This window comes from Pseudomonas sp. B21-023 (assembly GCF_024749165.1).
In the GTDB taxonomy this organism is placed as follows: domain Bacteria; phylum Pseudomonadota; class Gammaproteobacteria; order Pseudomonadales; family Pseudomonadaceae; genus Aquipseudomonas.
The window spans coordinates 5,479,485-5,504,076 of sequence record NZ_CP087190.1 but is presented as its reverse complement, the minus strand read 5'-3'; the positions used below and the strand labels follow the sequence as shown (position 1 = coordinate 5,504,076).

Here is a 24,592-nt window from a genome sequence, read left to right as displayed (position 1 = left end):
CGATAGGGCCGATGGTTCAGCGCATCTCCGCGCGCAACAGCGCGATCCGCTGGTCCTTGTCCAGCCACAGCTGGTTGACCCAGGCCTGCACGGTCTGGCGGAACGCCGGGTCGTTCTCGTAATCGCCCTCGCACAGCGCCGGGTCCAGCTCGCGCACGCGGATGTCGATGATCACCCGGCTGATGCTGCCGTTGAGCAGGTCCCAGAACCCCGGCGCCTTGTCGCCCGGGTAGACGATGGTCACATCGAGCAGCGCATCCAGCTGTTCGCCCAGCGCCGCCAGCACGAAGGCAACGCCGCCGGCCTTGGGCTTGAGCAGGTGGCGGTAGGGCGATTGCTGCTCGGCGCGCTTGGCCTCGGTGAAACGGGTGCCTTCGAGGTAGTTGACCACGGTCACCGGCTGGCGCTTGAACAGCTCGCAGGCGGCCTTGGTGATCTCCAGGTCCTTGCCCTTGAGTTCGGGGTGCTTGTCGAGAAACGCCTTGCTGTAGCGCTTCATGAACGGGTAATCCAGCCCCCACCAGGCCAGGCCAAGCAGTGGTACCCAGATCAGCTCTTTCTTGAGGAAGAACTTGAAGAACGGCACGCGACGGTTGAGGCTCTCGATCAGCGCCGGGATATCCACCCAGGTCTGGTGATTGCTCACGCACAGGTACGAGGTGTCCTGGCGCAGTGTGTCGACGCCGCGGATGTCCCACTGGGTGGGGATGCACAGGGCGAAGATGGCCTTGTCAATCTCCGACCAGGTTTCGGCGATCCACATCACCGCGGCCGACGCGTAGTCGCGGCCACGGCCCGGCAGCACCAGCTTGAGCAGGGCGAAGACCAGCAGCGGGCCGATCAGCACCAGGGTGTTGAGCAGCAGCAGGGTGAGGGTGAGGATGCCGGTCAGCAGGCGACGCATAAGGGGACTCTTGTTGTGTGAGGTGAACGGTTGGCAATGATAAGCAGGGTATGGCCCTTAGCCAAACGTCGTACGCCCATTAACTGGGACAAATGTTTCACATTATGTTGTTTAACCTGTGGCGACGAACCTATCCTGCCCGCACAGTCTAAGCACTGACCCCTCTCAAGGAAGCCTGCCCTGTGAAACCCTTGCTTGCCCTGCTGTCCCTTCTGGCGCTGCCGGTGATGGCCGCCGAACCGACGCTCTATGGCCGTTACGAGAACATCAAGCTGCCGGAGATCGGCCAGACCCTCAAAGCCAAGATGGATACCGGTGCCTGGACCGCTTCGCTGTCGGCCAAGGACATCGAGATGTTTACCCGTGATGGCAACGAGTGGGTGCGCTTCCGCCTGGCGACCGAGGGTGCCAGCGACAAGCTCTACGAACATGAAGTGTCGCGTATCAGCAAGATCAAGAACCGCGCCGAGGAAGATGACGAGGAGGAGTCGCCAGCGCTCTCGCATCGCCCGGTGATCGACCTGGAAATGTGCCTGGGCGATGTGAAACGCACCGTGGAGGTCAACCTGGTTGACCGCAGCAATTTCCGTTATCCGCTGTTGATCGGCTCCAAGGCCCTGCGCAAGTTCAAGGCAGCAGTGGATCCGCGCGAGAAGTTCACGGCAGGCAATCCGGGCTGCTGATGCAGAAGCTGCAAGCATCGAGCGACAAGCTGCAAGAAACGGCGGATCGGTGTAAGTTGCCGCGATCCGCTTTCACTTGAAGCTTGCAGCTCGAGGCTTGCCGCTCAGATGCCCCACATCCTCATCGTCGAAGACGAATCCGCCATCGCCGACACCCTCATCTACGCCCTGCAGGCCGACGGCCACAGCACCGAGTGGGTGACTCTCGGCAGCGCCGCCGTCGAGCAACAGCGTCTGCGCCCGGCCGACCTGGTGATCCTCGACATCGGCCTGCCTGACATCAGCGGTTTCGAAACCTGCCGCCAGTTGCGCCGTTTCAGCGAGGTGCCGGTAATGTTCCTCAGCGCCCGCGACGCCGAGATCGATCGCGTGCTGGGCCTGGAGATCGGCGCCGACGACTACGTGGTCAAGCCGTTCAGCCCCCGCGAGGTGGCGGCGCGGGTACGGGCGATCCTCAAGCGCATGGCGCCCAGGGCTGAAGTGGTCAGTGAAAGCGCGCTGTTCCAGCTCGATACCCTGGCGATGCGCATCAGCTACCGGGGCCAGGCGCTGGCGCTCACCCGCCACGAGTTCCGCCTGTTGCAAAGCCTGCTCGAGCAACCGCGCCGGGTGTTCAGCCGCGAGCAATTGCTCGATGGCCTGGGCGTGGCTTCGGACGTAGGCTATGAGCGCACCATCGACAGCCATATCAAGAGCCTGCGCGCCAAGCTGCGCCAGGTCGCGCCTGACGCCGAGGCAATCCAGACGCACCGCGGCCTGGGCTACAGCTACAGCCCGGAGCATGCCTGATGCGCCTGGGGATTCGTATTTTCCTGGTGTACTTCCTGTTCGTCGGCCTGGCGGGCTACTTCCTGCTCAACACGGTGCGCGAGCAGATCCGCCCGGTGGTGCGTCAGTCATCGGAAGAAACCCTGGTGGACACCGCCAACCTGCTGGCCGAGATCCTTCATGACGATGTGAAGAACGGCACCCTGACCCAGAGCCGCCTGTCGCAGGTGCTGGCTTCCTATGGCGAGCGGCGCCCGAGCGCGCAGATCTGGGGATTGGCGAAAAACCAGGTCAGCCACCGGATCTACGTGACCGATGCCAAGGGCATCGTCCTGCTCGACTCCAGCGGCCAGGCCGTGGGCAAGGATTATTCGCGCTGGAACGACGTCTACCTGACCCTGCGTGGCCAGTACGGCGCACGTTCGACCCGCAGCGACCCGGATGATGAAAGCACCTCGGTGATGCATGTGGCGGCGCCGATCCTCGACGGCGGCCAGATCATCGGCGTGGTCACCGTGGCCAAGCCCAACAGCTCGCTGCAGCCGTACATCGACCGCTCCGAGCGGCGCCTGCTGATCCTCGGCCTCGGGCTGATCGTGCTCGGCCTGTTGGTGGGTGCGGCGCTGTCGTGGTGGTTGACCCGCTCGCTGCGCCGACTCACCCACTATGCCCAGGCGGTCAGCGAGGGCCAGCGTGCCGCGTTACCACACTACAAGGGCGGCGAGCTGCTGCAGCTGGCCACGGCGGTGGAGCGCATGCGCACCCAGCTCGAAGGCAAGGCTTATGTCGAACGCTACGTGCACACCCTCACCCATGAGCTCAAGAGCCCGCTGGCGGCGATCCGTGGCGCCTCGGAGCTGCTCCAGGGCGACATGCCGCAAGAGCAGCGGGCGCGCTTTGCCGGCAACATCGAGCGCGAGAGCGACCGCTTGCAGCAGATGATCGAGCGGCTGCTCAACCTGGCCCGGGTCGAACAGATGCAGGCCCTGGAGGACGAGCAGCAGGTGGCGGTGGCGGCGCTGATCGATGAGCTGTTGCTGGCCCATGGCACGAGGATAGACGGTGCCGGGTTGCAGGTGCGCCAGCGCATTCCGGCGGGCCTCAGGCTGCTGTGCGATCCATTCCTGATGCGCCAGGCGCTGGCCAACCTGCTGGACAATGCGCTGGACTTCACTCCGCAGCAAGGCGCGCTGGCCTTCGAGCTGGAGCGCGATGGCGAGCGTGTGGCATTGAGCCTGTTCAACCAGGGGCAGGCGATCCCCGAATATGCCCTGGGCCGGGTCAGCGAGCGGTTCTATTCGCTGCCAAGGCCCGGCACCGGGCGCAAGAGCACCGGGCTGGGGCTGAACTTCGTGGCCGAGGTGATGCAGTTGCATGGCGGGGCGCTGGCGGTGGACAACGTCGAGGGTGGCGTGCGAGTGAGGTTGTGGCTGCCGGCGCGGCGCGTCAGTTGAGTTACCGGGGGCCGCTTTGCGGCCCTTTCGCCGGCGAGCCGGCTCCCACAGGGATTTGCGCATGGCATGCGCGCGGGTAGCCCGAATCTCCACACAATCTCCACATTCCCTCCCCAAGGGCTCCACGCAGCGGGCAGACACTGCCCGCATCGCAAACGGAGCCCAACCCCATGAACAAGACCCTAGGTTTCAAGCTCGGCCTGATCGCCGTGCTGATCCTGCTGCTGCTGATTCCCCTGCTGATGATCGGCGGTCTGATCGACGAACGTCAGCAACTGCGCAATAACGTGCTGGGCGAGATCGCCGCGAGCTCCAGCTTTGACCAGCTGGTCAGCGGCCCGGTCGTGGTGGTGCCCTATCGCAAGTACGAGCGCCGCTGGATCGACAAGGACGGCAAGAGTGTCCAGGAAACCAGCACGGTCCATGGCCAGCTGTACTTCTTGCCGGAAACCTTCGAAATGGATGTGGGCGTTGATACCGAGCTGCGTGCCCGTGGCATCTATCAGGCGCGCTTGTTCCATGCCAAGAGCAGGATCAGCGGCCGCTTCAAGCTGCCCGAGCGCTGGGGGATCGAGAAGGACTACGACGACTATCGCTTCGACAAGCCGCGGCTGATGGTCGGCATCAGTGATATCCGCGGCATCGAGAACAGCCTTGAACTGAAGTTGGACGACCAGCGCCTGCCGTTCCAGCCCGGCAACGGTGTCGACTGGTTACCGGGCGGCGTGCATGTGGACCTGCCGCAGTTCAGCGAACCGCAGGCCCGGGAGTTCACCTATGCCTTCGATTTGGACTTGCTGGGCACCGGGCAACTGGCCGTGCTGCCGGTCGGGCGCAGCAGTACCGTGGACATGCGCGCCAACTGGCCGCACCCAAGCTTCATCGGCAACTTCCTGCCCAGCCGTCGCGCCATCGACGAGAAAGGCTTCAGCGCCCACTGGCAGACCACGTTCTTCGCCACCAACCTGGAAGAGGCGGTGCGCCTGTGCGCCACGGCGCAGAAGTGCGCTGACTTCACCGACCGGGCGTTCGGCGTGAGCTTCGTCGACCCGGTGGACCAGTACCTCAAGAGCGAGCGGGCGATCAAGTACGCGCTGCTGTTCATAGCCCTGACCTTCGCCGGCTTCTTCCTGTTCGAGGTGTTGAAGAACCTCAGCGTGCACCCGGTGCAGTACATCCTGGTGGGCGTGGCCCTGGCGTTCTTCTACCTGCTGCTGCTGTCGTTGTCGGAGCACCTGGGGTTCGGCCTGGCCTATGGGCTGTCGGCGTCGGGCTGTGTGCTGCTGATCGGCTTCTATCTGGTGCACGTGCTGCGCAGCCTTGGGCGGGGGGTGGGCTTTGCGGCGGGGTTGGCGGCGTTGTACGGCATGCTCTACGGGCTGCTCAGCGCCGAGGACTACGCATTGCTGATGGGCTCGTTGCTGTGCTTCGGCCTGCTGGGTGTGTTCATGGTGCTGACCCGCCGGCTGGATTGGTCGCGGGTGGGGAGGGCGGTATGAGGGAGGACCGTGAGATCGGGCGCTGGTTGGCGCAGAGGATTGGGCAGTTGTTTCCTGTGATACGGCGTTGATGCTGGGGCTGCTGTGCAGCCCAATCGCCGGCAAGCCGGCTCCCACAAGGATTGCGCTGAACTCTGTGGGAGCCGGCTTGTCGTGGCGACGAACCGCGGCGATTGCGGTGGATCAGGCTACAGGAGCTGTAGCCACCATCGACGGCCGCTTCGACACCTCGGTATACCACGCCGCCAGCCCTGGCTGCCTTTCACGCCAGCCGAACTCAGGCTGGCGCAGGTCCAGGTACCCCAGCGCACAGGCCACGCCAATCGCGGCCAAATCAAACCCCGAGGCCAGCTCCGCCAGGTGTTCCTGCTCCAGGTTGGCCAGGCTGCGACGGATCTTCTCGCCCTGGGCCTCGACCCAACCCGTCCACTGCTTGTCCGCCGGGCGCAGGAAGGTTTCATAGCGGGTAGCCACCGCAGCATCCATGATCGCATCGGCCTGGGAGACCAGGGTCAGCCGCCGCCAGCGCGCCGAACCCTCGCGGGGGATCAACGGCAGGCCTACATGCTGGCTGTCGAGGTACTCGCAGATAACCCGGCTGTCGTGCAGCACACTGCCATCGTCCAGGCGCAGGGCCGGAATCTTGCCGATCGGGTTGCCCCGGTTGAGCTGCTCGTCGCCGTTCACCGGGCTGATGTTCACGTCCTGCACGGTGACGCGCTCCAGCTGGCCGGTCTCGTGCAAGACGATCATCACCTTGCGTACGAAGGGCGACAACGGCGAATGGAACAGGATCATGGCTCAGTTGCCCTGCAGGCTGGGCGGCAGGCACACACCGGTGCCACCGATGCCGCAGTAGCCGTCCGGGTTCTTGGCCAGGTACTGCTGGTGATAGGCTTCGGCAAAGTACACGGTCGGCGCCTGGGCAATCTCGGTGGTGATCTCGCCGAAGCCTGCCTTGCTCAGCTCGGCCTGGTAGGCGGCCTGGCTGGCCTGGGCTTCCTCGAGCTGCTGCGGCGAGGTGCAGTAGATCGCCGAGCGGTACTGGGTGCCGACATCGTTGCCCTGGCGCATGCCTTGGGTCGGGTTGTGCAGCTCCCAGAACATCGCCAGCAGTTCGCGGTAGCTGACCTTGTTCTTGTCGAACACCACCAGCACCACTTCGGTGTGGCCGGTCAGGCCCGAGCAGACTTCTTCATAGGTCGGGTTGGGGGTGAAACCGCCGGCATAGCCGACCACGGTGCTGACCACGCCTTCGCGCTGCCAGAAGCGCCGTTCGGCGCCCCAGAAGCAACCCAGGCCGAAGATGGCGAAGTCGATGTCGCCTTCGAAGAACGGGCCGAGCAGCGGGGTGCCTTCGAACACGTAGTGGAACTCGGGCAGGGTCATCGGGGTTTCACGGCCAGGCAGGGCCTGTTCCGCGGTGGGCAGGACGTTTTTGTTCACCAGGATTTCCGAACGCAGGACCATGGCCGTTCCTCTGTGTTTTTTCAGTTGGACAGGTGTTGGCCCAATCGCCGGCAAGCCGGCTCCCACAGGGTTATACGTTCAACTGTGGGAGCCGCCTTGCCGGCGATGAGGCCTGGATGGCTTCTATAGTGCCCGAGGTTTGTGCCGCTGTCAGTCCACCGGCCCACGCGGATAGCGGCGCAGCTTCTCGCTCAGTTCACGGCCCGGGATAGGGCGGTCGAACAGGTAGCCCTGGCCGACATCGCAGCGGTGGCGGCGAAGGAATGCCAGCTGCTCGGGCGTCTCGATGCCCTCGGCGACCACCTTGAGCTTGAGGTTGTGGGCCATGGCTACCACCGCCGAGGTGATCTCCATGTCGTCCTGGTTGTCGGGGATCTCGTTGATGAAGCTGCGGTCGATCTTGATGATGTCGATCGGGAACTTCTTCAGGTAGCTCAGCGACGAGTAACCGGTACCGAAGTCGTCCATGGCCAGGGTCAGGCCCAGGGCCTTGAGCTCGTCGAGCTGGCGGTGGGTGTCTTCGGTGGCTTCGAGCAGCAGGCCTTCGGTCAGCTCCAGTTCCAGCAGGTGCGGCGGCAGGGCTTCCTCTTTGAGGATGCCGGCTATCGAGCCGACCAGCTCCGGGTCTGAGAACTGCTTGGGCGACAGGTTGATGGCCACGTGCAGGTTGCCAAGACCTGCCTCGCGCAGCTGCTGGCTCATGCGGCAGGCCTGGCGCACCACCCACTTGCCGATGGGGATGATCAGGCCGGTTTCCTCGGCCACGCTGATGAACTGGTCGGGGCGGATCATGCCGCGCTCAGGGTGGTTCCAGCGCAGCAGCGCCTCCAGGCCCAGCAGCCGACCGCTGCGCAGGCACAGCTTGGGCTGGTAGAACACTTCCAGTTCGTTCTGGGTCAGGGCGCGGCGCAGGTTGTTCTCGACGAACAGCTTGTAGCTGGCCTCGGCGTTGAGCACTTCGGTGAACACCTGGACCTGGTGCTTGCCGTTGGCCTTGGCCTTGTGCAGGGCCAGGCCTGCGTTTTTCATCAGCGTGGCCGGGTCGCTGCCGTGCACTGGCGCGCAGGCCAGGCCCACGGAGGCGGTGACGTTGATCAACTGGTTGTCGACGAACATCGGCTTGTCGAGGGTGCGCAGCAGCTGGTGGGCCACGCCCTGGCCGTCATCGAGGCTGGTGTCGTCGAGCAGCACGGCGAACTCGTTGCTGGCGAAGCGCGCCAGGCTGCCGCCGTTGCTCAGGCTGTTGCGCAGGCGCCGGGCCAGGCTGATCAACAGCTTGTCGCCGGTCTGGTGGCCAAGGCTGTCGTTGATCCGCTTGAAGTTGTCGATGTCCACCAGCAGCAGGCAGATCGGGCTGTTGCTGTCGCGGGCGAAGCGCTCGTCGAGGTTGCGGATGAACGCCGGGCGGTTGCCCAGGTTGGTCAGGTTGTCGGTGTAGGCCAGGCGCTCAATGCGCTGCTGGGCCAGCTTGCTCTGGGTGACGTCTTCGTAGATGCCGATGTAGTGGGTCAGCTCGCGATTGTCGCCGTACACCTTGGAGATCGACAGTTGTCCCCAGTAGGGCTCGAGGTTCTTGCGCCGGCTCTTGAACTCGCCCTGCCAACTGTTGCCCATGGCCAGGCTCGACGGCGAGTCGAACAGCAGTTCGCTGAGGTTTTCCAGCGCTGGCAGTTCGGCCAGGTGGTGGCCTTGGACTTCCTCGGTGCTGTACTGGGTGATCGCCGTGAAGCTGGGGTTGACGTACTCCACCACGCCGTCGCGGTTGACCAGCAGGAAGGCGCTGGCGCTTTGCTCCACGGCCCGCTGGAACAGGTGCAGGGCGCTGGCGGCGGTGCGTCGGTTGTGGTTGTTGATGACCTGGGCGAACTGGTCGGCCAGCTCGCCAGCAAAGGCGATCTCGTCCGACTGCCAGGCACGTGGCTGGCCGGTCTGCTCCAGGCACAGCACGCCGACTACCTGGCCATCGATGCGGATGCTGGCATCGAGCATGGCGTTGTCGCCGGTGCTGTACAGCGACTCGGCCATTTCGCGGGTACGCGGGTCGTGGCTGGCGTTGTGGGCGTCGATGGCGCGGCTGGCGTGCAGGGCCTCGAGGTAGTCGGGGAAGCGGCTGGCGTCGATCGCTTCGGGCATGCGGTGCTGCTGTTCGCGGCGGTACCAGGCGCTGATCGGCTCCAGGCGCTGGTCGTTCAGGTACCAGATGCTGGCGCAGTCGACCCGGTAGATCTCGCAGGCGCTGCGAGTGATCAGCTCGGCGGCTTCGAGCAGCGAGTTGCCGACGCTGTAGCGCTGTCGCGCCAGGCGCAGGATCAGGTCCTGCTGGGCGCGTACCCGGTCCAGGTGCTCGAGCTGCTCCTGTTGGGCGCGCTGGTTCAGTTGCAGGGCCAGCTGCAGGCGGTTGTTGCGCGATTCCAGGTCGTTTGCGTCGAGGTCGGGGGCGTCCTGCTGGTGGTCATCGAAGACCGTCAGGTAGCCACGCAACAATTGGCGGTTGTGCTGCTTGTAGCTTTCGCCGACCTCCAGCAGGCGCAGTGGCGCGGGGCTGGCGTGCAGGGTGTAGCACACCCGGTAATAGCCGCGCTGGGCCAGTTGCAACTGGATCTCGTCGTGCAGCTTGTAGCGCGCCTCCGGCTCCATGAGGCTGGCATAGGGCGAGCCGATCAGGGCACAGAGCTCGGCGGCGGGCAGGCCGAACTGGCGGTCGCAGGCCGGATCGAGGTAAAGCATCGCCCAACTGGCTTCGTTCAGCCGTTCGAAACGCAGCATGCCGAGCCGCGAGGGCACGGGGAGCAGCGTCACGACCTCGGCCGCCACACGGCTGGCGGCATCGGGTTGGCTTTTCATCGAAGACTCGCTTGAACTGGGGCGCGGCCTGAGGCACGGCGTATCGGGCAAGGTTGCATCATGTCCCGTGGGCTGGCAAGCGGCCATGCGGGATGCTGTGAACAGGTTGTCGGCCAACAGGATGAAATCTGAAGCGAGGTCCTTGGTGGGAGCGGGCCCAATAAAAAAAAGCCCCGCCAATTGGCGGGGTTGAGGTACGAGCGTGGCAGCTCGAAAACGGTGCTGCCCCTCGAGTGAGGGGCAGCGTGCAGCTATTACAGCAGCATGGTGCGGATATCGCCCAGCACGTCGCCCAGGCGCTTGGTGAAGCGCGCGGCGGCGGCGCCGTTGATCACACGGTGATCGTAGGACAGCGACAGCGGCAGCATCAGTTTCGGCTGGAAGGCCTTGCCATCCCAGACTGGCTGCATGGTCGCCTTGGACACACCGAGGATCGCCACTTCCGGCGCGTTGACGATCGGCGTGAAGCCGGTGCCGCCAATGTGACCGAGGCTGGAGATGGTGAAGCAGGCGCCTTGCATGTCGTCGGCCGAGAGCTTCTTGGTGCGGGCCTTCTCTGCCAGCGCGGCGGCTTCGGCAGCCAGTTGCAGCAGGCTCTTCTGGTCGACGTTCTTGATCACAGGGACCAGCAGGCCGTCCGGGGTGTCCACGGCGAAGCCGATGTGCACGTACTTCTTGCGGATGATCGCCTTGCCGCTTGGCGCCAGCGAGCTGTTGAAGTCTGGCAGTTCCTTGAGCAGGAAGGCGCAGGCCTTGAGCAGCAGTGGCAGCACGGTCAGCTTGACGCCAGCCTTCTCGGCCACGGCCTTCTGCGCGACGCGGAAGGCTTCCAGCTCGGTGATGTCGGCGGAGTCGAACTGGGTCACGTGCGGCACGTTCAGCCAGCTGCGGTGCAGGTTGGCGGCACCGACCTGCATCAGGCGGGTCAGGGCGACTTCTTCCACTTCACCGAATTTGCTGAAGTCGACGGCCGGGATCGGCGGGATGCCGGCACCACCGGTAGCGCCGGCAGCCGGGGCTTCCTTGGCCTTCTGCATCATCGCCTTGACGTAGACCTGCACGTCTTCCTTGAGGATACGGCCGTGCGGGCCAGTGGCCGCGACCGAACCCAGGTCTACGCCGAATTCACGGGCCAGCTGGCGAACGGCAGGGCCGGCATGGACCTTGGCGTTGCTGCCGGCAGCCGGCGCGGTGGCGACCGGTGCAGGGGCGGCAGCCGGAGCAGCAGCGGCAGGCGCTGCGGCCGGAGCAGCCTCAGCCTTGGCCGGAGCAGCGGCGGCTGGTGCCGGAGCAGCAGCAGGGGCAGCGCCAGCGGCTTTGATCTTGAAGATCAGGTCACCGGTGCCGACTTCGTCTTCCAGCTTGCACAGCACGGCTTCGATCACGCCAGCGGCAGGCGACGGGATCTCCATGGAGGCCTTGTCGGACTCCAGGGTGATCAGCGATTGGTCGGCTTCGACGGTGTCGCCAACCTTGACCAGCACTTCGATGATCTTGGCCTTGCCCGACGAGCCGATGTCCGGCACGTGGATGTCCTGCACGCTGGCGGCAGCCGGGGCTGCGGCCGGAGCAGGGGCGGCTTCGGCGGCAGGCGCTGGAGCAGCTGCCGGGGCCGCTGCGGCCGGAGCCTCGGACGCCGCAGCGGCGCCCTCGACTTCCAGGACCAGCAACTCGTCGCCTTCTTTCAGGCGGTCGCCCAGCTTGACCTTCAGTTCCTTGACCACGCCGGCCTTGGGGGCCGGGATCTCCATGGAGGCCTTGTCGGACTCCAGGGTCAGCAGGCTCTGGTCGGCCTCGATACGGTCACCGACCTTGACGAACAGCTCGATGATTTCACCTTCACCGCTGCCGATGTCAGGTACGCGAATGAGTTCGCTCACTTAAAAATACTCCTCAGCAGTCCAGTGGGTTGCGCTTGTCCGGGTCGATGCCGAACTTGACGATGGCGTCAGCCACAACCTTGGGTTCGATCTCGCCACGGTCAGCCAGGGCTTCCAGGGCAGCCAGCACCACGAAGTGGCGGTCGACTTCGAAGAAGTGACGCAGCTTCTTGCGGCTGTCGCTGCGACCGTAACCGTCGGTACCCAGGACCTTGAACTCTTTGCTCGGCACCCACTGGCGAATCTGCTCGGCGAACAGCTTCATGTAGTCGGTGGAGGCGATGACCGGGCCCTTGCGACCGGCCAGGCACTCTTCGACGTAGGTCTGCTGAGGCTTCTGGCCAGGCTTGAGGCGGTTGGCGCGTTCCACGGCCAGGCCGTCGCGACGCAGTTCGTTGAAGCTGGTGACGCTCCACACGTCGGCGCCGACGTTGAATTCTTCACGCAGGATCTTCGCCGCTTCGCGGACTTCGCGCAGGATGGTGCCGGAGCCCATCAGCTGTACGTGGTGCGCGGCTTCGCGGGTGTCTTCTTCGAGCAGGTACATGCCCTTGATGATGCCTTCCTCGACACCGGCCGGCATGGCTGGCTGCTGGTAGGATTCGTTCATCACGGTGATGTAGTAGAAGATGTCCTGCTGCTCTTCGGTCATCTTCTTCATGCCGTCCTGGATGATCACCGCCAGCTCGTAGCCGTAGGTCGGATCGTAGGTGCGGCAGTTCGGGATGGTGCCCGCCATCATGTGGCTGTGACCGTCTTCGTGCTGCAGGCCTTCACCGTTGAGGGTGGTACGGCCGGCGGTACCGCCGATCAGGAAACCACGGGTGCGGCTGTCGCCAGCGGCCCAGGCCAGGTCGCCGATACGCTGGAAGCCGAACATCGAGTAGAAGATGTAGAACGGCAGCATCGGCTGGTTGTGGCAGCTGTACGAGGTACCGGCAGCGATGAACGACGACATGGCGCCGGCTTCGTTGATGCCTTCCTCGAGGATCTGGCCCTTCTTGTCTTCGCGGTAGAACATCACCTGGTCTTTGTCGACTGGCTCGTAGAGCTGGCCGACCGACGAGTAGATGCCCAGCTGGCGGAACATGCCTTCCATACCGAAGGTACGGGCTTCGTCCGGGATGATCGGGACGATGCGCTGGCCGATGTCCTTGTCCTTGACCAGCTGCGCCAGGATGCGCACGAAGGCCATGGTGGTGGAGATTTCGCGGTCGCCCGAGCCGTCGAGGATCGCTTTCAGCGTTTCCAGTGGCGGGGTCGGCACGCTGAAGCTCTTGGCGCGGCGCTGCGGCACGAAACCGCCCAGGGCAGCACGGCGTTCGGCCAGGTACTTGGCTTCGGCGGAACCTTCTTCGGGCTTGAAGAATGGCAGGTTCTCGAGGTCGGCATCCTTGACCGGGATGTCGAAGCGGTCACGGAAGTGACGCAGGCTGTCGACGTCGACCTTCTTGGTGTTGTGCGCGGTGTTCTTGGCTTCGCCGGCACCGGTACCGTAACCCTTGATGGTCTTGGCCAGGATGACGGTTGGCTGCTCTTTGTGGTTCACGGCCTGGTGGTAGGCCGCGTAGACCTTGTACGGGTCGTGGCCGCCACGGTTGAGCTTCCAGATCTCCTCGTCGGACAGGTCTTCGACCATGGCCTTGAGCTCTGGAGTGTTGAAGAAGTTCTCACGGACGTACGCGCCGTCCTTGGCCTTGTAGTTCTGGTACTCGCCGTCGATGACTTCGTCCATGCGGCGCTGCAGGGCACCGTTGGTGTCCTTGGCCAGCAGCGGGTCCCAGAAGCGGCCCCAGACGACTTTGTTGACGTTCCAGCCACCGCCACGGAACACGCCTTCGAGTTCCTGGATGATCTTGCCGTTGCCGCGAACCGGGCCGTCGAGGCGCTGCAGGTTGCAGTTGATGACGAAGATCAGGTTGTCCAGCTTCTCGCGGCCGGCCAGGGCGATTGCGCCCAGGGATTCCGGCTCGTCGCACTCGCCGTCGCCCATGAAGCACCAGACCTTCTGCTTGCCGGCCGGGATGAAGCCGCGGGCTTCCAGGTATTTCATGAAGCGCGCTTGGTAGATGGCCTGGATCGGGCCCAGACCCATCGAAACGGTCGGGAACTGCCAGAAGTCAGGCATCAGCCATGGGTGCGGGTACGAAGACAGGCCGTTGCCATCCACTTCCTGGCGGAAGTTGTTCATCTGCTCTTCGTTGATGCGGCCTTCCATGAAGGCGCGGGCGTAGACGCCAGGGGATGCGTGGCCCTGGAAGAAGATCAGGTCGCCGCCGTGTTCGTCGGTCGGGGCCTGGAAGAAGTAGTTGAAGCCGATGTCATACAAGGTGGCGCTGGAGGCGAAGCTGGAGATGTGTCCGCCCAGGTCCGAGTCTTTCAGGTTGGTGCGCATGACCATGGCCAGGGCGTTCCAACGCACCATCGAGCGAATGCGGCGTTCCATGAACAGGTCGCCGGGCATGCGTGCTTCGTGGGTGACAGGGATGGTGTTGCGATACGGCGTGGTGATGGCATATGGCAGCTGGGAGCCACTGCGGGTGGCCAGCTCGCCCATACGGGTCATCAGGTAATGAGCGCGGTCTTCGCCTTCTTTGTCGAGGACCGACTCCAGGGCATCCAGCCATTCCTGGGTTTCGATTGGATCGAGGTCTTGCATGGCTTGCTCCAGGGCGGAAAGGCCACCAGAATCGATGGCCTGAGTTTGCGACTGGCCTTATGGGCAGACGTCGTGAATTCTTGGATTACCGGACAGTCATCCGGCGCGGTGTAGTTTTACTACAAATGCTTTCGCATTTCATGCTTTTGCACGTTGGGCGTAGTAGTAAAACTACACAAATGCGACGTTTGGTCGCATCCCGGGTTGTGAGGAAAAACGTTCATGTTGGTTGGCGGTGTGTCGCGAGCAGGTGAATCTTGATGGGTTTTGCCAATTTTTCGGCTTTATCAGCTATTTCCAACTTTTGTACGACAGTCCAACCGTGGTCCAACCCCCGTTTGACCTCCCCAACCGCTCTCTTTCACGCCGATCAAGGATAGACCATGCGCCTGCCTTTGCCGCTCGATCTGCCTGCCGCTCTCCAACCACTGGTCGCTCGCAACCAGCAATTTCTCCGCGATGCCTTGGCCGGTCATGCTGATCTGCACCTGGACAGCCTGGGCGCCGAGCATCGACGCCAGTTCGACCAGGTTGCCGCGGCCAGCGACTTCGTCCTGGCGCAGGCCCAGCGCGATCCGGCGGTGCTGTTCGAGCTGCTGGCCAGTGGCGCGATGGACCGGGCATACACCCCGGGCCAACTGCGTGCTCACATCCACGTCGTCGCCCAGGCTGCGCAAAGCGAGGACGAACTGGCGCGCAACCTGCGCCGCGAGCGTAATCGCCAGCAGTTGCGCATCATCTGGCGCGACCTGAGCCGCCAGGCAGCGTTGGCCGAGACCTGCCGCGACCTGTCCGACCTGGCCGACGCCAGCATCGACGAGGCCTATCAGTGGCTATACCCGCGCCATTGCCAGCAGTTCGGCACACCCATCGGCAACCGCAGCGGCCAGCCTCAGCACCTGGTGGTGCTGGGCATGGGCAAGCTGGGCGCGGTGGAACTGAACCTGTCGTCGGACATCGACCTGATCTTTGCCTTCCCCGAGGGCGGTGAAACCGAGGGCGTGAAGCGCTCGCTGGACAACCAGGAGTTCTTCACCCGCCTCGGCCAGCGTCTGATCAAGGCGCTTGACCCGGTCACCGTCGATGGCTTCGTGTTCCGTGTCGACATGCGCCTGCGCCCGTACGGTTCGGCCGGCGCGCTGGTGCTCAGCTTCAATGCCCTGGAGCAGTACTACCAGGATCAGGGGCGCGACTGGGAACGCTACGCCATGATCAAGGCGCGGGTGGTGGCCGGCGACCAGGCGGCCGGCGCGCAGTTGCAGGAAATGCTGCGGCCTTTCGTCTATAGGCGCTACCTGGACTTCTCCGCGATCGAAGCGCTGCGCACCATGAAGCAGCTGATCCAGCAGGAGGTGCGCCGCAAGGGCATGGCCGACAACATCAAGCTGGGGGCCGGCGGCATCCGCGAGGTCGAGTTCATCGCCCAGGCATTCCAGCTGATCCATGGCGGCCGCGACCTGAGCCTGCAACAGCGGCCGCTGCTGAAGGTGCTGACTACCCTGGAGGGCCAGGGCTACCTGCCGCCGGCGGTGGTCGCCGAGCTGCGCGACGGCTATGAGTTCCTGCGTTACACCGAGCACGCGATCCAGGCCATCGCCGACCGCCAGACCCAGATGCTCCCGGATGACCCGACCGACCGCGCGCGCATCGCCTATATGCTGGGCTTTGCCGACTGGGAGGGCTTCCATGCCCAACTGATGCACTGGCGTGGGCGGATCGACTGGCATTTCCGTCAGGTGATCGCCGATCCGGATGAGGATGAGGCCGAGGGCGAACTCGTAGTCGGTGGCGAATGGTCGCCTCTGTGGGAGCAGGCCCAGGATGAAGAAGCCGCCGGGCGCCAGTTGCAGGAAGCCGGTTTCCACCAGCCTGCCGAGGCGCTGCGCCGGCTCAACGCCTTGCGTGTCAGCCCGACGCTGCGCTCGATGCAGCGCATCGGTCGTGAACGCCTGGATGCCTTCATCCCGCGTCTGCTGGCCCAGGCGGTCGAGCACGACAACCCTGACCTGGTGCTGGAGCGGGTGCTGCCCCTGGTCGAGGCGGTCGCGCGCCGCTCTGCCTATCTGGTGCTGCTCACTGAAAATCCCGGCGCGTTGCGCCGTCTGCTGACCTTGTGCGCGGCCAGTCCATGGATTGCCGAGCAGATTGCCCGTTACCCGCTGCTGCTTGACGAGCTGCTCAATGAAGGCCGGCTGTTCAGCCCGCCGCTGGCCCCGGAGCTGGCTGCCGAGCTGCGTGAGCGGCTCACCCGCATCCCCGAGGATGACCTTGAGCAGCAGATGGAGGCGCTGCGCCACTTCAAGCTGGCCCACAGCCTGCGCGTGGCCGCCTCGGAGATCAGCGGCAACCTGCCCCTGATGAAGGTCAGCGACTACCTGACCTGGCTGGCCGAGGCCATTCTCGACCAAGTACTGGCCCTGGCCTGGCGCCAGACCGTGGCGCGCCATGGCCAGCCCAAGCGCAGCGACGGCAGCCTGTGCGACCCTGGCTTCATCATCGTCGGCTATGGCAAAGTCGGCGGCCTCGAGCTGGGCCACGGTTCGGACCTGGACCTGGTGTTCATCCACGATGGTGACCCCAACGCCGAGACCGACGGCGCCAAGCCGATCGACAGCGCGCAGTTCTATACCCGCCTGGGCCAGCGCATCATCCACCTGTTGACCACCCAGACCAACTCCGGCCAGCTCTACGACGTGGACATGCGCTTGCGTCCGTCCGGCGCCTCGGGGTTGCTGGTGAGCTCGTTGGGCGCCTTCGAGCGCTACCAGCAGAACGAGGCCTGGACCTGGGAACACCAGGCCCTGGTACGGGCCCGGGTGCTGGTCGGCTGCCCGCAGGTGGCGACGGCCTTCGAGGGCGTTAGGGCCAAGGTGCTCGGCCAGCCCCGTGACCTGGACAAGCTACGCGTCGAAGTGAGCGAGATGCGCGCCAAGATGCGCGACAACCTGGGCACCAAGGCCACCGGCGCAGGCACTGCGGGCAATGCCTTCGATGCCGGCCAGCCCTTCGATATCAAGCAGGATGCCGGCGGTATCGTGGATATCGAATTTATGGTGCAATACGCCGCTTTGGCCTGGTCCCACGACCATCCGGCCATACTGCGCTGGACCGACAACATCCGCATCCTCGAAGAGCTCGAACAGGCCGGGTTGATGCCCGCCGCCGACGCCGTGCTGCTGCGCGAACTGTACAAGGCGTTCCGCTCGGCCTCGCACCGCCAGGCCTTGCAGAAGCAGGCCGGGGTGATCGACGCGGCGCAGTTCGCCGAGGAGCGCCGTGAGGTAAGGCGGATCTGGGGGCAGCTTGGGTTGACCTGAGCTTGCCGGGGCCGCGCTGCGGCGAAAAGGGCGCAATGCGCCCTCGGTGGTACACTGTCCGCCACATAGCCTGAATATAAAGAGGGGAGGCCAGGTTGTAGCGCAGCCTGCAGCCTCCCCGAATGTTTCTGGATAAAGCATGAGAATACTGATCATTGGCCCCAGCTGGGTCGGCGACATGGTGATGGCGCAGACCCTGTTCCAGAGCCTCAAACAGCAGCACCCCGACTGCGTGATCGACGTGCTGGCACCCGAGTGGAGCCGGCCCATCCTCGAACGCATGCCCGAGGTGCGCCAGGCCTTGAGCTTCCCGCTCGGCCACGGCGCGCTGGAGCTGGCCACGCGGCGGCGCATCGGCAAGTCGCTGGCCGGCCAGTACGACCAGGCGATCCTGCTGCCCAATTCGCTCAAGTCGGCGCTGGTGCCGTATTTCGCCGGCATCCCCAAGCGCACCGGCTGGCGCGGCGAGATGCGCTACCTGCTGCTCAACGATGTGCGCAAGCTGGACAAGGCGCGTTACCCGCTGATGATCGAGCGCTTCATGGCCCTGGCCTACGCACCGGGTATCGAGCTGCCCAAGCCGTATCCGCGCCCGGCCCTGCAAATCGAGGCCGCCAGCCGCGAGGCCGCCCTGGCCAAGTTTGGCCTGGAGCTGGACCGCCCGGTGCTCGCCCTGTGCCCCGGCGCCGAGTTCGGCGAGGCCAAGCGCTGGCCGGCCGAGCATTACGCCGAGGTTGCCGAGGCGATGATCCGCCAGGGCTGGCAGGTGTGGTTGTTCGGTTCGAAGAACGACCACCCGGTTGGCGAGCAGATCCGCGACCGGCTGATCCCGGGCCTGCGTGAAGAATCCTGCAACCTGGCCGGCGAGACCTCGCTGGCCGAGGCCATCGACCTGATGTCCTGCGCCAGCGCCGTGGTGTCCAATGACTCCGGGCTGATGCACGTGGCCGCCGCCCTCAACCGTCCGCTGGTGGCGGTGTATGGTTCGACCTCGCCGGGCTTCACCCCGCCGCTGGCCGACCAGGTGGAGGTGGTGCGCACCGGTATCGAATGCAGCCCCTGCTTCGACCGCACGTGCCGCTTCGGCCACTACAACTGCCTGCGGCTGCTGGAGCCGGCGAAAGTGATCGCCGCCCTGCACAGCCTGGGTGGCTCCGACCTGATCGATACCGTGGCCGAGGTCGACTGAGTGCGGGTCCTGATCATCAAGACGTCGTCGCTGGGTGACGTCATCCATACCTTGCCAGCGCTTACCGACGCCGCCCACGCCATCCCCGGCATCCGTTTCGACTGGGTGGTGGAGGAAGGTTTCGCCGAGATCCCCAGCTGGCATCCGGCGGTCGACCAGGTGATCCCGGTGGCGATCCGTCGCTGGCGCAAGAATATCTGGCAGACGCTCAAGAGCGGCGAATGGAAGGCCTTCAAGCAGCGCCTGCGCGAGCACAAGTACGACTTGGTGATCGATGCCCAGGGCTTGGTCAAGTCGGCCTGGCTGACCCGTTACGTGAAAGCGCCGGTAGCCGGCCTGGACCGTTACTCTGCCCGTGAGGGCTGGGCCAGCCGCTTCTACGACCGGCGGCTGTCGGTCGCTGTCGGCCAGCATGCCGTTGAGCGCGTGCGGCAACTGTTCGCTCTGGCCCTGGCCTATGACCTGCCGGAAGGGCTGGGCAACTACGGCCTTGACCTCAATCGCCTGCAACTGCCACCCGCCGCGCCCTACGTGGTGTTCCTGCATGGCACAACCTGGGCCACCAAACACTGGCCCGAGGCTTACTGGCGCGAGCTGGCCGAGCGCATGGGCCGGCGCAAGCTGCAGGTGATGCTGCCATGGGGTAACCCTGCGGAAAAAGCTCGCGCCGAGCGTATCGCCCAGGGCTTGAACAATTGCCAGGTGCTGCCCAAATTGAACCTGGCGGGCGTGGCCCGTGTGCTGGCCGCCGCCAAGGCCTGCGTGGCGGTCGACACCGGCCTGGGCCACCTGGCCGCCGCCCTGGATGTGCCGACCATCTCCCTGTTCGGCCCCACCAACCCTGGTCTGACCGGTGCCTACGGACGCGCCCAGATCCACCAGGCGAGCGACTTCCCCTGCGCCCCGTGCCTGCAGAAGAAGTGCACCTACAAACCGAGCGCCGAGGACCTGCGCCGGTTCGATCTCAAACGCGAGTGGCCGCTGTGCTTCACTCGCCTGAATCCCGAGCATGTGGCGGGCCGCTTGAGCGCGCTGCTGCTGGCTGAGGATGTTCGTTGATGCAACTGGCTTTTGTGCTCTACAAATATTTCCCCTTTGGCGGGCTGCAGCGTGACTTCATGCGCATCGCCCTCGAATGCCAGAAGCGTGGCCACCAGATCCGTGTGTACACGCTGATCTGGGAAGGTGACATTCCGCCGGGCTTCGAGGTGCTGGTGGCGCCGGTCAAGGCGCTGTTCAACCACCGGCGCAACGAGAAGCTCAGTGCGTGGATGGCGGCGGACCTGGCCAAGCGCCCGGTCGATCGCCTGATCGGCTTCAACAAGATGCCTGGTCTGGACGTCTACTACGCCGCTGACGGCTGCTTCGAAGACAAGGCCCAGACCCTGCGCGGCGGCCTCTACCGCCGCTGGGGCCGCTATCGCCACTTCGCCGAATACGAGCGGGCGGTGTTCGCCAAGGACGCACGTACCGAGATCCTGATGATCTCCGAGGTGCAGCAGCCGCTGTTCATCAAGCACTACGGCACTCCCGAGGCGCGTTTCCACCTGCTGCCGCCGGGCATTTCCCAGGACCGCCGGCGCCCGGCCGACGCCGAGGCCATCCGCGCCGCCTTCCGCCAGGAGTTCGGCCTGGCCGACGACGAGTTGCTGCTGGTGCAGATCGGCTCGGGCTTCAAGACCAAGGGCGTTGACCGCAGCCTCAAGGCCCTCGCGGCGCTGCCGTCGAGCCTGCGCAAACGCACGAAACTGATGGTCATCGGCCAGGACGACCCCAAGCTGTTCCAGGTGCAGAGTACTGCGCTCGGCCTGGGTGATCAGGTGCAGTTCCTCAAGGGGCGCAGCGATATCCCACGCTTCCTGCTCGGCGCCGATTTGCTGATCCACCCGGCCTACAACGAAAACACCGGTACCGTATTGCTCGAGGCGCTGGTTGCTGGCCTGCCGGTGCTGGTGTCGCAGGTGTGCGGCTACGCCCACTACATCGCCGAGGCCGACAGCGGCCTGGTGCTGGACGAGCCGTTCGAGCAGGACCAGCTCAACGCCTACTTGCAACGCATGCTCGAGGACGCCGCGGCCCGTGCATCCTGGTCGAGCAACGGCGTGGCATTCGCCGCCAACGCCGACCTGTACAGCATGCCGCAGCATGCCGCCGACGTGATCCTTGGGCAGGAAACCACATGAAGCTGATACTGGCCGAACCGTTCAAGCGCCTGTGGGCCGGGCGTGACCCCTTCGACGCCGTCGAGGCCCTGCAGGGCGAGGTGTACCGCGAACTGGAAGGCCGTCGCACCCTGCGTACCGAGGTCGATGGCGCAGGGTTCTTCGTCAAGATCCACCGTGGCATCGGCTGGGGTGAAATCTTCAAGAACCTGTTCAGCGCCAAGCTGCCGGTGCTCGGCGCCGGCCAGGAGTGGCGTGCTATCCAGCGCTTGCATGAAGTCGGCGTGCCGACCATGACCGCGGTGGCCTACGGCGAGCGGGGTGGCAACCCGGCCACCCAGCACTCGTTCATCGTCACCGAGGAGCTGGCGCCGACCGTCAGCCTGGAAGACTTCAGCATCGACTGGGTGAAGCAGCCGCCAGCGCCCCGCCTGAAGCGTGCGCTGATCGCCGAGGTGGCGAAGATGACCGGCGGCATGCACCGCGCCGGGGTCAACCACCGCGACTGCTACATCTGCCACTTCCTGCTGCACACCGATCGCCCGGTGACGGCGGACGACTTCCGGCTGTCGGTGATCGACCTGCACCGTGCCCAGACTCGGGCGACGGTCAGCCGCCGCTGGCGCGACAAGGACCTGGCGGCCCTGTATTTCTCGGCCCTGGACATCGGTCTGACCCGTCGCGACAAGCTGCGCTTTTTGCGCGGCTACTTCCAGCGCTCGTTGCGCCAGGTGCTCAAGGACGAGGCTGCACTGCTCGCCTGGCTGGAGCGCAAGGCGCAGAAGCTCTACGACCGCAAGCAACGTTACGGGGACGCACTCTGATGGCGAGCTGGAACCTGGCGCCTGAGTATGCGCACCTGGCGGCCGATTTCGGCAGTATCGACGCGGTGTTCGCCATCAAGGGCGAGCGTCTGACCCGCGACCCGTTGAGCGAGGTCATCCGCATCGAACGGGACGGGGTCAACTACTACGTCAAACGCTACACCGGAGCCGGCAAGCACATGCGCCGCTACCTGGGGCGCCCGCGAGTCAAGGCTGAGTGGCAGAACCTCAAGCAGTTCGCCAAATGGGGCATCCCCACCGCCGACGTGGTCGCCTGGGGCCTCGAGCGCCAGGGCCTGGCGTTTGGCCGTGGGGCGATGATCACTCGCGAACTGCCACGCACCGAGGACCTCTCGGCGTTGGCCGAGCGCAATGACCCGCGCCTGCGTGACGCGGCCTGGGTCGATCATGTCAGCCGTCAGCTGGCGCGGCACACCCGGGTAATGCACGATCACCATTTCGCCCACAACGATCTCAAATGGCGCAACCTGCTGGTCGATGACCAGGGCACGCTGTTCTTCATCGATTGCCCGACGGGCGACTTCTGGCGTGGTTTCATGCTGCGCCACCGGTTGATCAAGGACCTGGCCTGCCTGGACAAGGTCGCCAAGTATCACCTGTCGGCGACCCAGCGCCTGCGCTTCTACCTGCAGTACCGGGGGCATGCGCGCCTGCATGCGCGCGACAAAAAGCGCATCCGTCATGTGCTGAGCTTTTTCGAGGGAAGGGAATGACCGACTACCTGGCCAGTGCCGACCAGGCACTGCTGCAACGGCACGGACTGGGCGACTTCGAGGCGCTCTGGGCCCTGCAACTTGACGCCGTGGACGAACCCAACACCGGCCGCGGCGGCTGGAGCAGCGTGTTCCGCCTCGAGCTCGAGGGCAAGGGGTACTACCTCAAGCGCCAGAGCGACTACCTGACTCGCAGCCTGCACCGGCCGTTCGGCGAGCCGACCTTCGCCCGTGAGTTTCGCAACATCAGCCGTTACCAGAAGCTCGATATCCCGGCCTTGCAGGCGGTTTTCTATGGGGAGCGCAAACAGGCTGGCCAACACCGGGCGATCCTCATGACCCGGGCGCTGGACGAATGGACCGACCTTGAGCATTTGCTCGGCCATTGGCCGCAGACATCCGCGCCGCAACGCCAGGGCATCCTCCAGGCCTGTGGCCAGCTGGCGCGCACACTGCACGGCGCCGGGCAGATGCACGGTTGCTTCTACCCCAAGCACATTTTCCTGCGTGAGCGCCGCGAAGGCTGGCAGGCACAGTTGATCGACCTGGAGAAGACCCGTCCGCTGCTGTTCGGCATGCGTGACCGGGTCAAGGACCTCGAGCCGCTGCTACGGCGTGCCCGGGCCTGGGGTGAGGGCGACGTGCGCGTGCTGCTGGCCGCCTACCTGGAGCAACCGGCGGACAGCGCCCTGGTTTCCACCTGGCTGCAACGCCTGACCCAACGCCGCCGTCACAAAGAGGCCCGCTGATGCGCCTGTCCGAACTGAAGGAGGCCGGGCGCAGTCCGAGCCTGCCCCTGACCATCACCCTCGCCGACGCCGCAGGCAGCGCCGACTTGCAGCTGCTCAGCCTGCTGCGCGTGCTGCCGGGCCAGCGCTATGTCGGCGCCGGCATCTGGCGTGGCACCAAGGTCCTGGCCAAGTTGCTGGTCGGCGGCAATGCCGCCCGCCACTTCCAGCGCGAACGCGATGGCGCCCGGCTGATGGCCGATCAGGGCCTGACCACGCCGCGCCTGCTGGTCGATGGCCTCAAGGAAGGCGAAGGTGGCTGGCTGTTGTTCGAATACCTCGATCACGCCGAAAGCCTGGGTGACGCCTGGGCCAAGGTGGAATCATTGCCGATGCTCGCCGACGAGCAGCACCTGGTGCTTGGCGAGGCGTTGACCGCCATCGCACACCTGCATGCCAAGGGTTTGTGGCAGGAAGACCTGCACCTGGACAACCTGCTGCGCCAGGACGGTCAGCTGTACCTGATCGACGGCGCCGGCATCAAGGCCGAAACGCCCGGCCAGCAGCTGTCGCGTCAGCGCGTGCTGGAAAACCTCGGGGTATTCTTCGCCCAGTTGCCCAAGCGCCTGGAGCCCTTTATCGAGGAGGCGCTGGTGCATTACATCCTGGCCAACGCCGAGCATGCGTTGCCGCTTGAGGCGTTGCAGAAGCAGGTGGACAAGGTGCGCAACTGGCGCCTGAAGGACTACCTGGACAAGGCCGGGCGTGAATGCACGCTGTTCAGCGTTGCGCGCAACCTGTCGGGCCTGCGCGCCATCCGCCGCGGCGAAGTCGAGGCGCTGCTGCCGGTACTCGAGCAGGCCGATGCGCTGATCGACCAGGGCCACCTGTACAAGACCGGTGGCGCGGCCAGCGTGGCGCGTATCGAGGTGGGTGGCCGCACGCTGGTGCTCAAGCGCTACAACATCAAGAACACCGCGCACTGGTTCAAGCGCTTCTGGCGCCCGAGCCGGGCCTGGCATTCGTGGATCGAGGGGCATCGCCTTGAGTTTCTCGACATTGCCACGCCACGGCCATTGGCGGTGCTGGAGCAGCGGGTGATGGGGCTGCGCAGCACGGCCTACCTGGTGACCGAGTACGCCGACGGGCCGGACCTGATCGAATGCTTCGCGCCCTATGTGGAAAGCGGCGAGGCGCCCGACGAGCAGGTCGAGGCCCTGGTACGGGTGATGCAGCAGCTGATCCGCGAGCGCATCAGCCATGGCGACTTCAAAGGCCATAACCTGTTCTGGCAGGCCGGCCAGTGGTCGCTGATCGACCTCGACGCCATGTGTCAGCACGCCACTCAGCTCAGCTTCGCCCCGGCGTTTGCCCGTGACCGGGCGCGGTTGCTGCGCAACTGGCCGAGCGGCAGCGCCTTGCATCAGCGACTGGACCGGCTTTTGCCAAAACTGGTCGAGTAAGGCAGCTGGTTCGG

At 65.0% G+C, this 24,592-nt stretch carries 18 protein-coding genes; 12 read left to right on the top strand and 6 right to left on the bottom strand.

Annotation, left to right across the window (positions count from 1 at the left end; all coding sequences use genetic code 11):
* Nucleotides 1-16 precede the first annotated feature (16 nt).
* Complete coding sequence (locus LOY42_RS24875) at nucleotides 17-904, bottom strand: acyltransferase (protein ID WP_102681868.1); 888 nt, start codon at nucleotides 902-904, stop codon at nucleotides 17-19.
* A 182-nt stretch (nucleotides 905-1,086) separates the two neighbouring features.
* Here LOY42_RS24875 and LOY42_RS24870 point away from each other — a divergent pair, with 182 nt between their 5' ends.
* The 4 genes from LOY42_RS24870 (at nucleotide 1,087) to creD (ending at nucleotide 5,308) form a co-directional block, all read left to right on the top strand.
* On the top strand, nucleotides 1,087-1,587 hold the full coding sequence (locus tag LOY42_RS24870; RefSeq protein WP_094011550.1) for an ATP-dependent zinc protease: 501 nt from the start codon (nucleotides 1,087-1,089) through the stop codon (nucleotides 1,585-1,587).
* Between the two features lie 108 nt (nucleotides 1,588-1,695).
* Entirely contained in the window at nucleotides 1,696-2,376 is a 681-nt protein-coding gene (creB, locus tag LOY42_RS24865) for a two-component system response regulator CreB (RefSeq protein ID WP_258599607.1), read from the top strand.
* Nucleotides 2,376-3,809, top strand: a complete 1,434-nt coding sequence (gene creC, locus LOY42_RS24860; RefSeq protein ID WP_102681870.1) for a two-component system sensor histidine kinase CreC — start codon at nucleotides 2,376-2,378, stop codon at nucleotides 3,807-3,809. The genes creB and creC overlap by 1 nt, the downstream gene beginning before the upstream one ends.
* 170 nt (nucleotides 3,810-3,979) lie before the next feature.
* Nucleotides 3,980-5,308, top strand: coding sequence for a cell envelope integrity protein CreD (gene creD, locus LOY42_RS24855; protein ID WP_139667974.1), 1,329 nt, complete (start codon nucleotides 3,980-3,982; stop codon nucleotides 5,306-5,308).
* Nucleotides 5,309-5,491: 183 nt separating this feature from the next.
* On the opposite strand, the gene LOY42_RS24850 is transcribed toward creD, so the two are convergent.
* The 5 genes from LOY42_RS24850 to aceE all read right to left on the bottom strand — a co-directional run bounded on the left by LOY42_RS24850 (nucleotide 5,492) and on the right by aceE (nucleotide 14,161).
* A complete protein-coding gene (locus tag LOY42_RS24850) occupies nucleotides 5,492-6,106 on the bottom strand; it encodes a glutathione S-transferase (RefSeq protein WP_139667976.1) in 615 nt (204 codons plus the stop codon).
* A gap of 3 nt (nucleotides 6,107-6,109) precedes the next feature.
* Nucleotides 6,110-6,778, bottom strand: coding sequence for a peptide-methionine (S)-S-oxide reductase MsrA (gene msrA, locus LOY42_RS24845; RefSeq protein ID WP_102681873.1), 669 nt, complete (start codon nucleotides 6,776-6,778; stop codon nucleotides 6,110-6,112).
* 150 nt (nucleotides 6,779-6,928) lie between these two features.
* On the bottom strand, nucleotides 6,929-9,622 hold the full coding sequence (locus LOY42_RS24840; RefSeq protein ID WP_258599606.1) for a bifunctional diguanylate cyclase/phosphodiesterase: 2,694 nt from the start codon (nucleotides 9,620-9,622) through the stop codon (nucleotides 6,929-6,931).
* 254 nt (nucleotides 9,623-9,876) lie between these two features.
* A complete protein-coding gene (aceF, locus tag LOY42_RS24835) occupies nucleotides 9,877-11,502 on the bottom strand; it encodes a dihydrolipoyllysine-residue acetyltransferase (protein WP_258599605.1) in 1,626 nt (541 codons plus the stop codon).
* Nucleotides 11,503-11,515: 13 nt separating this feature from the next.
* Nucleotides 11,516-14,161 (bottom strand): pyruvate dehydrogenase (acetyl-transferring), homodimeric type, encoded by a 2,646-nt coding sequence (gene aceE / locus LOY42_RS24830; RefSeq protein ID WP_110697399.1) that lies wholly within the window; start codon nucleotides 14,159-14,161, stop codon nucleotides 11,516-11,518.
* Nucleotides 14,162-14,544: 383 nt separating this feature from the next.
* Between aceE and glnE the strand changes: the two genes are divergently transcribed.
* The 8 genes from glnE to LOY42_RS24790 all read left to right on the top strand — a co-directional run bounded on the left by glnE (nucleotide 14,545) and on the right by LOY42_RS24790 (nucleotide 24,578).
* Entirely contained in the window at nucleotides 14,545-17,478 is a 2,934-nt protein-coding gene (gene glnE / locus LOY42_RS24825; RefSeq protein WP_258599604.1) for a bifunctional [glutamate--ammonia ligase]-adenylyl-L-tyrosine phosphorylase/[glutamate--ammonia-ligase] adenylyltransferase, read from the top strand.
* Nucleotides 17,479-17,617: 139 nt separating this feature from the next.
* Entirely contained in the window at nucleotides 17,618-18,667 is a 1,050-nt protein-coding gene (waaF, locus tag LOY42_RS24820; RefSeq protein ID WP_258599603.1) for a lipopolysaccharide heptosyltransferase II, read from the top strand.
* On the top strand, nucleotides 18,668-19,726 hold the full coding sequence (waaC, locus tag LOY42_RS24815) for a lipopolysaccharide heptosyltransferase I (protein WP_102681879.1): 1,059 nt from the start codon (nucleotides 18,668-18,670) through the stop codon (nucleotides 19,724-19,726).
* A complete protein-coding gene (locus LOY42_RS24810) occupies nucleotides 19,726-20,850 on the top strand; it encodes a glycosyltransferase family 4 protein (protein ID WP_258599602.1) in 1,125 nt (374 codons plus the stop codon). The genes waaC and LOY42_RS24810 overlap by 1 nt, the downstream gene beginning before the upstream one ends.
* Entirely contained in the window at nucleotides 20,847-21,653 is an 807-nt protein-coding gene (gene rfaP / locus LOY42_RS24805) for a lipopolysaccharide core heptose(I) kinase RfaP (RefSeq protein ID WP_258599601.1), read from the top strand. Before LOY42_RS24810 ends, rfaP begins: the two co-directional genes overlap by 4 nt.
* Nucleotides 21,653-22,387, top strand: coding sequence for a lipopolysaccharide kinase InaA family protein (locus LOY42_RS24800; protein ID WP_258599600.1), 735 nt, complete (start codon nucleotides 21,653-21,655; stop codon nucleotides 22,385-22,387). The genes rfaP and LOY42_RS24800 overlap by 1 nt, the downstream gene beginning before the upstream one ends.
* Nucleotides 22,384-23,136, top strand: a complete 753-nt coding sequence (locus LOY42_RS24795) for a lipopolysaccharide kinase InaA family protein (protein ID WP_102681883.1) — start codon at nucleotides 22,384-22,386, stop codon at nucleotides 23,134-23,136. Before LOY42_RS24800 ends, LOY42_RS24795 begins: the two co-directional genes overlap by 4 nt.
* A complete protein-coding gene (locus LOY42_RS24790) occupies nucleotides 23,136-24,578 on the top strand; it encodes a lipopolysaccharide kinase InaA family protein (RefSeq protein ID WP_139667987.1) in 1,443 nt (480 codons plus the stop codon). Before LOY42_RS24795 ends, LOY42_RS24790 begins: the two co-directional genes overlap by 1 nt.
* The last annotated feature ends 14 nt before the right edge of the window (nucleotides 24,579-24,592 follow it).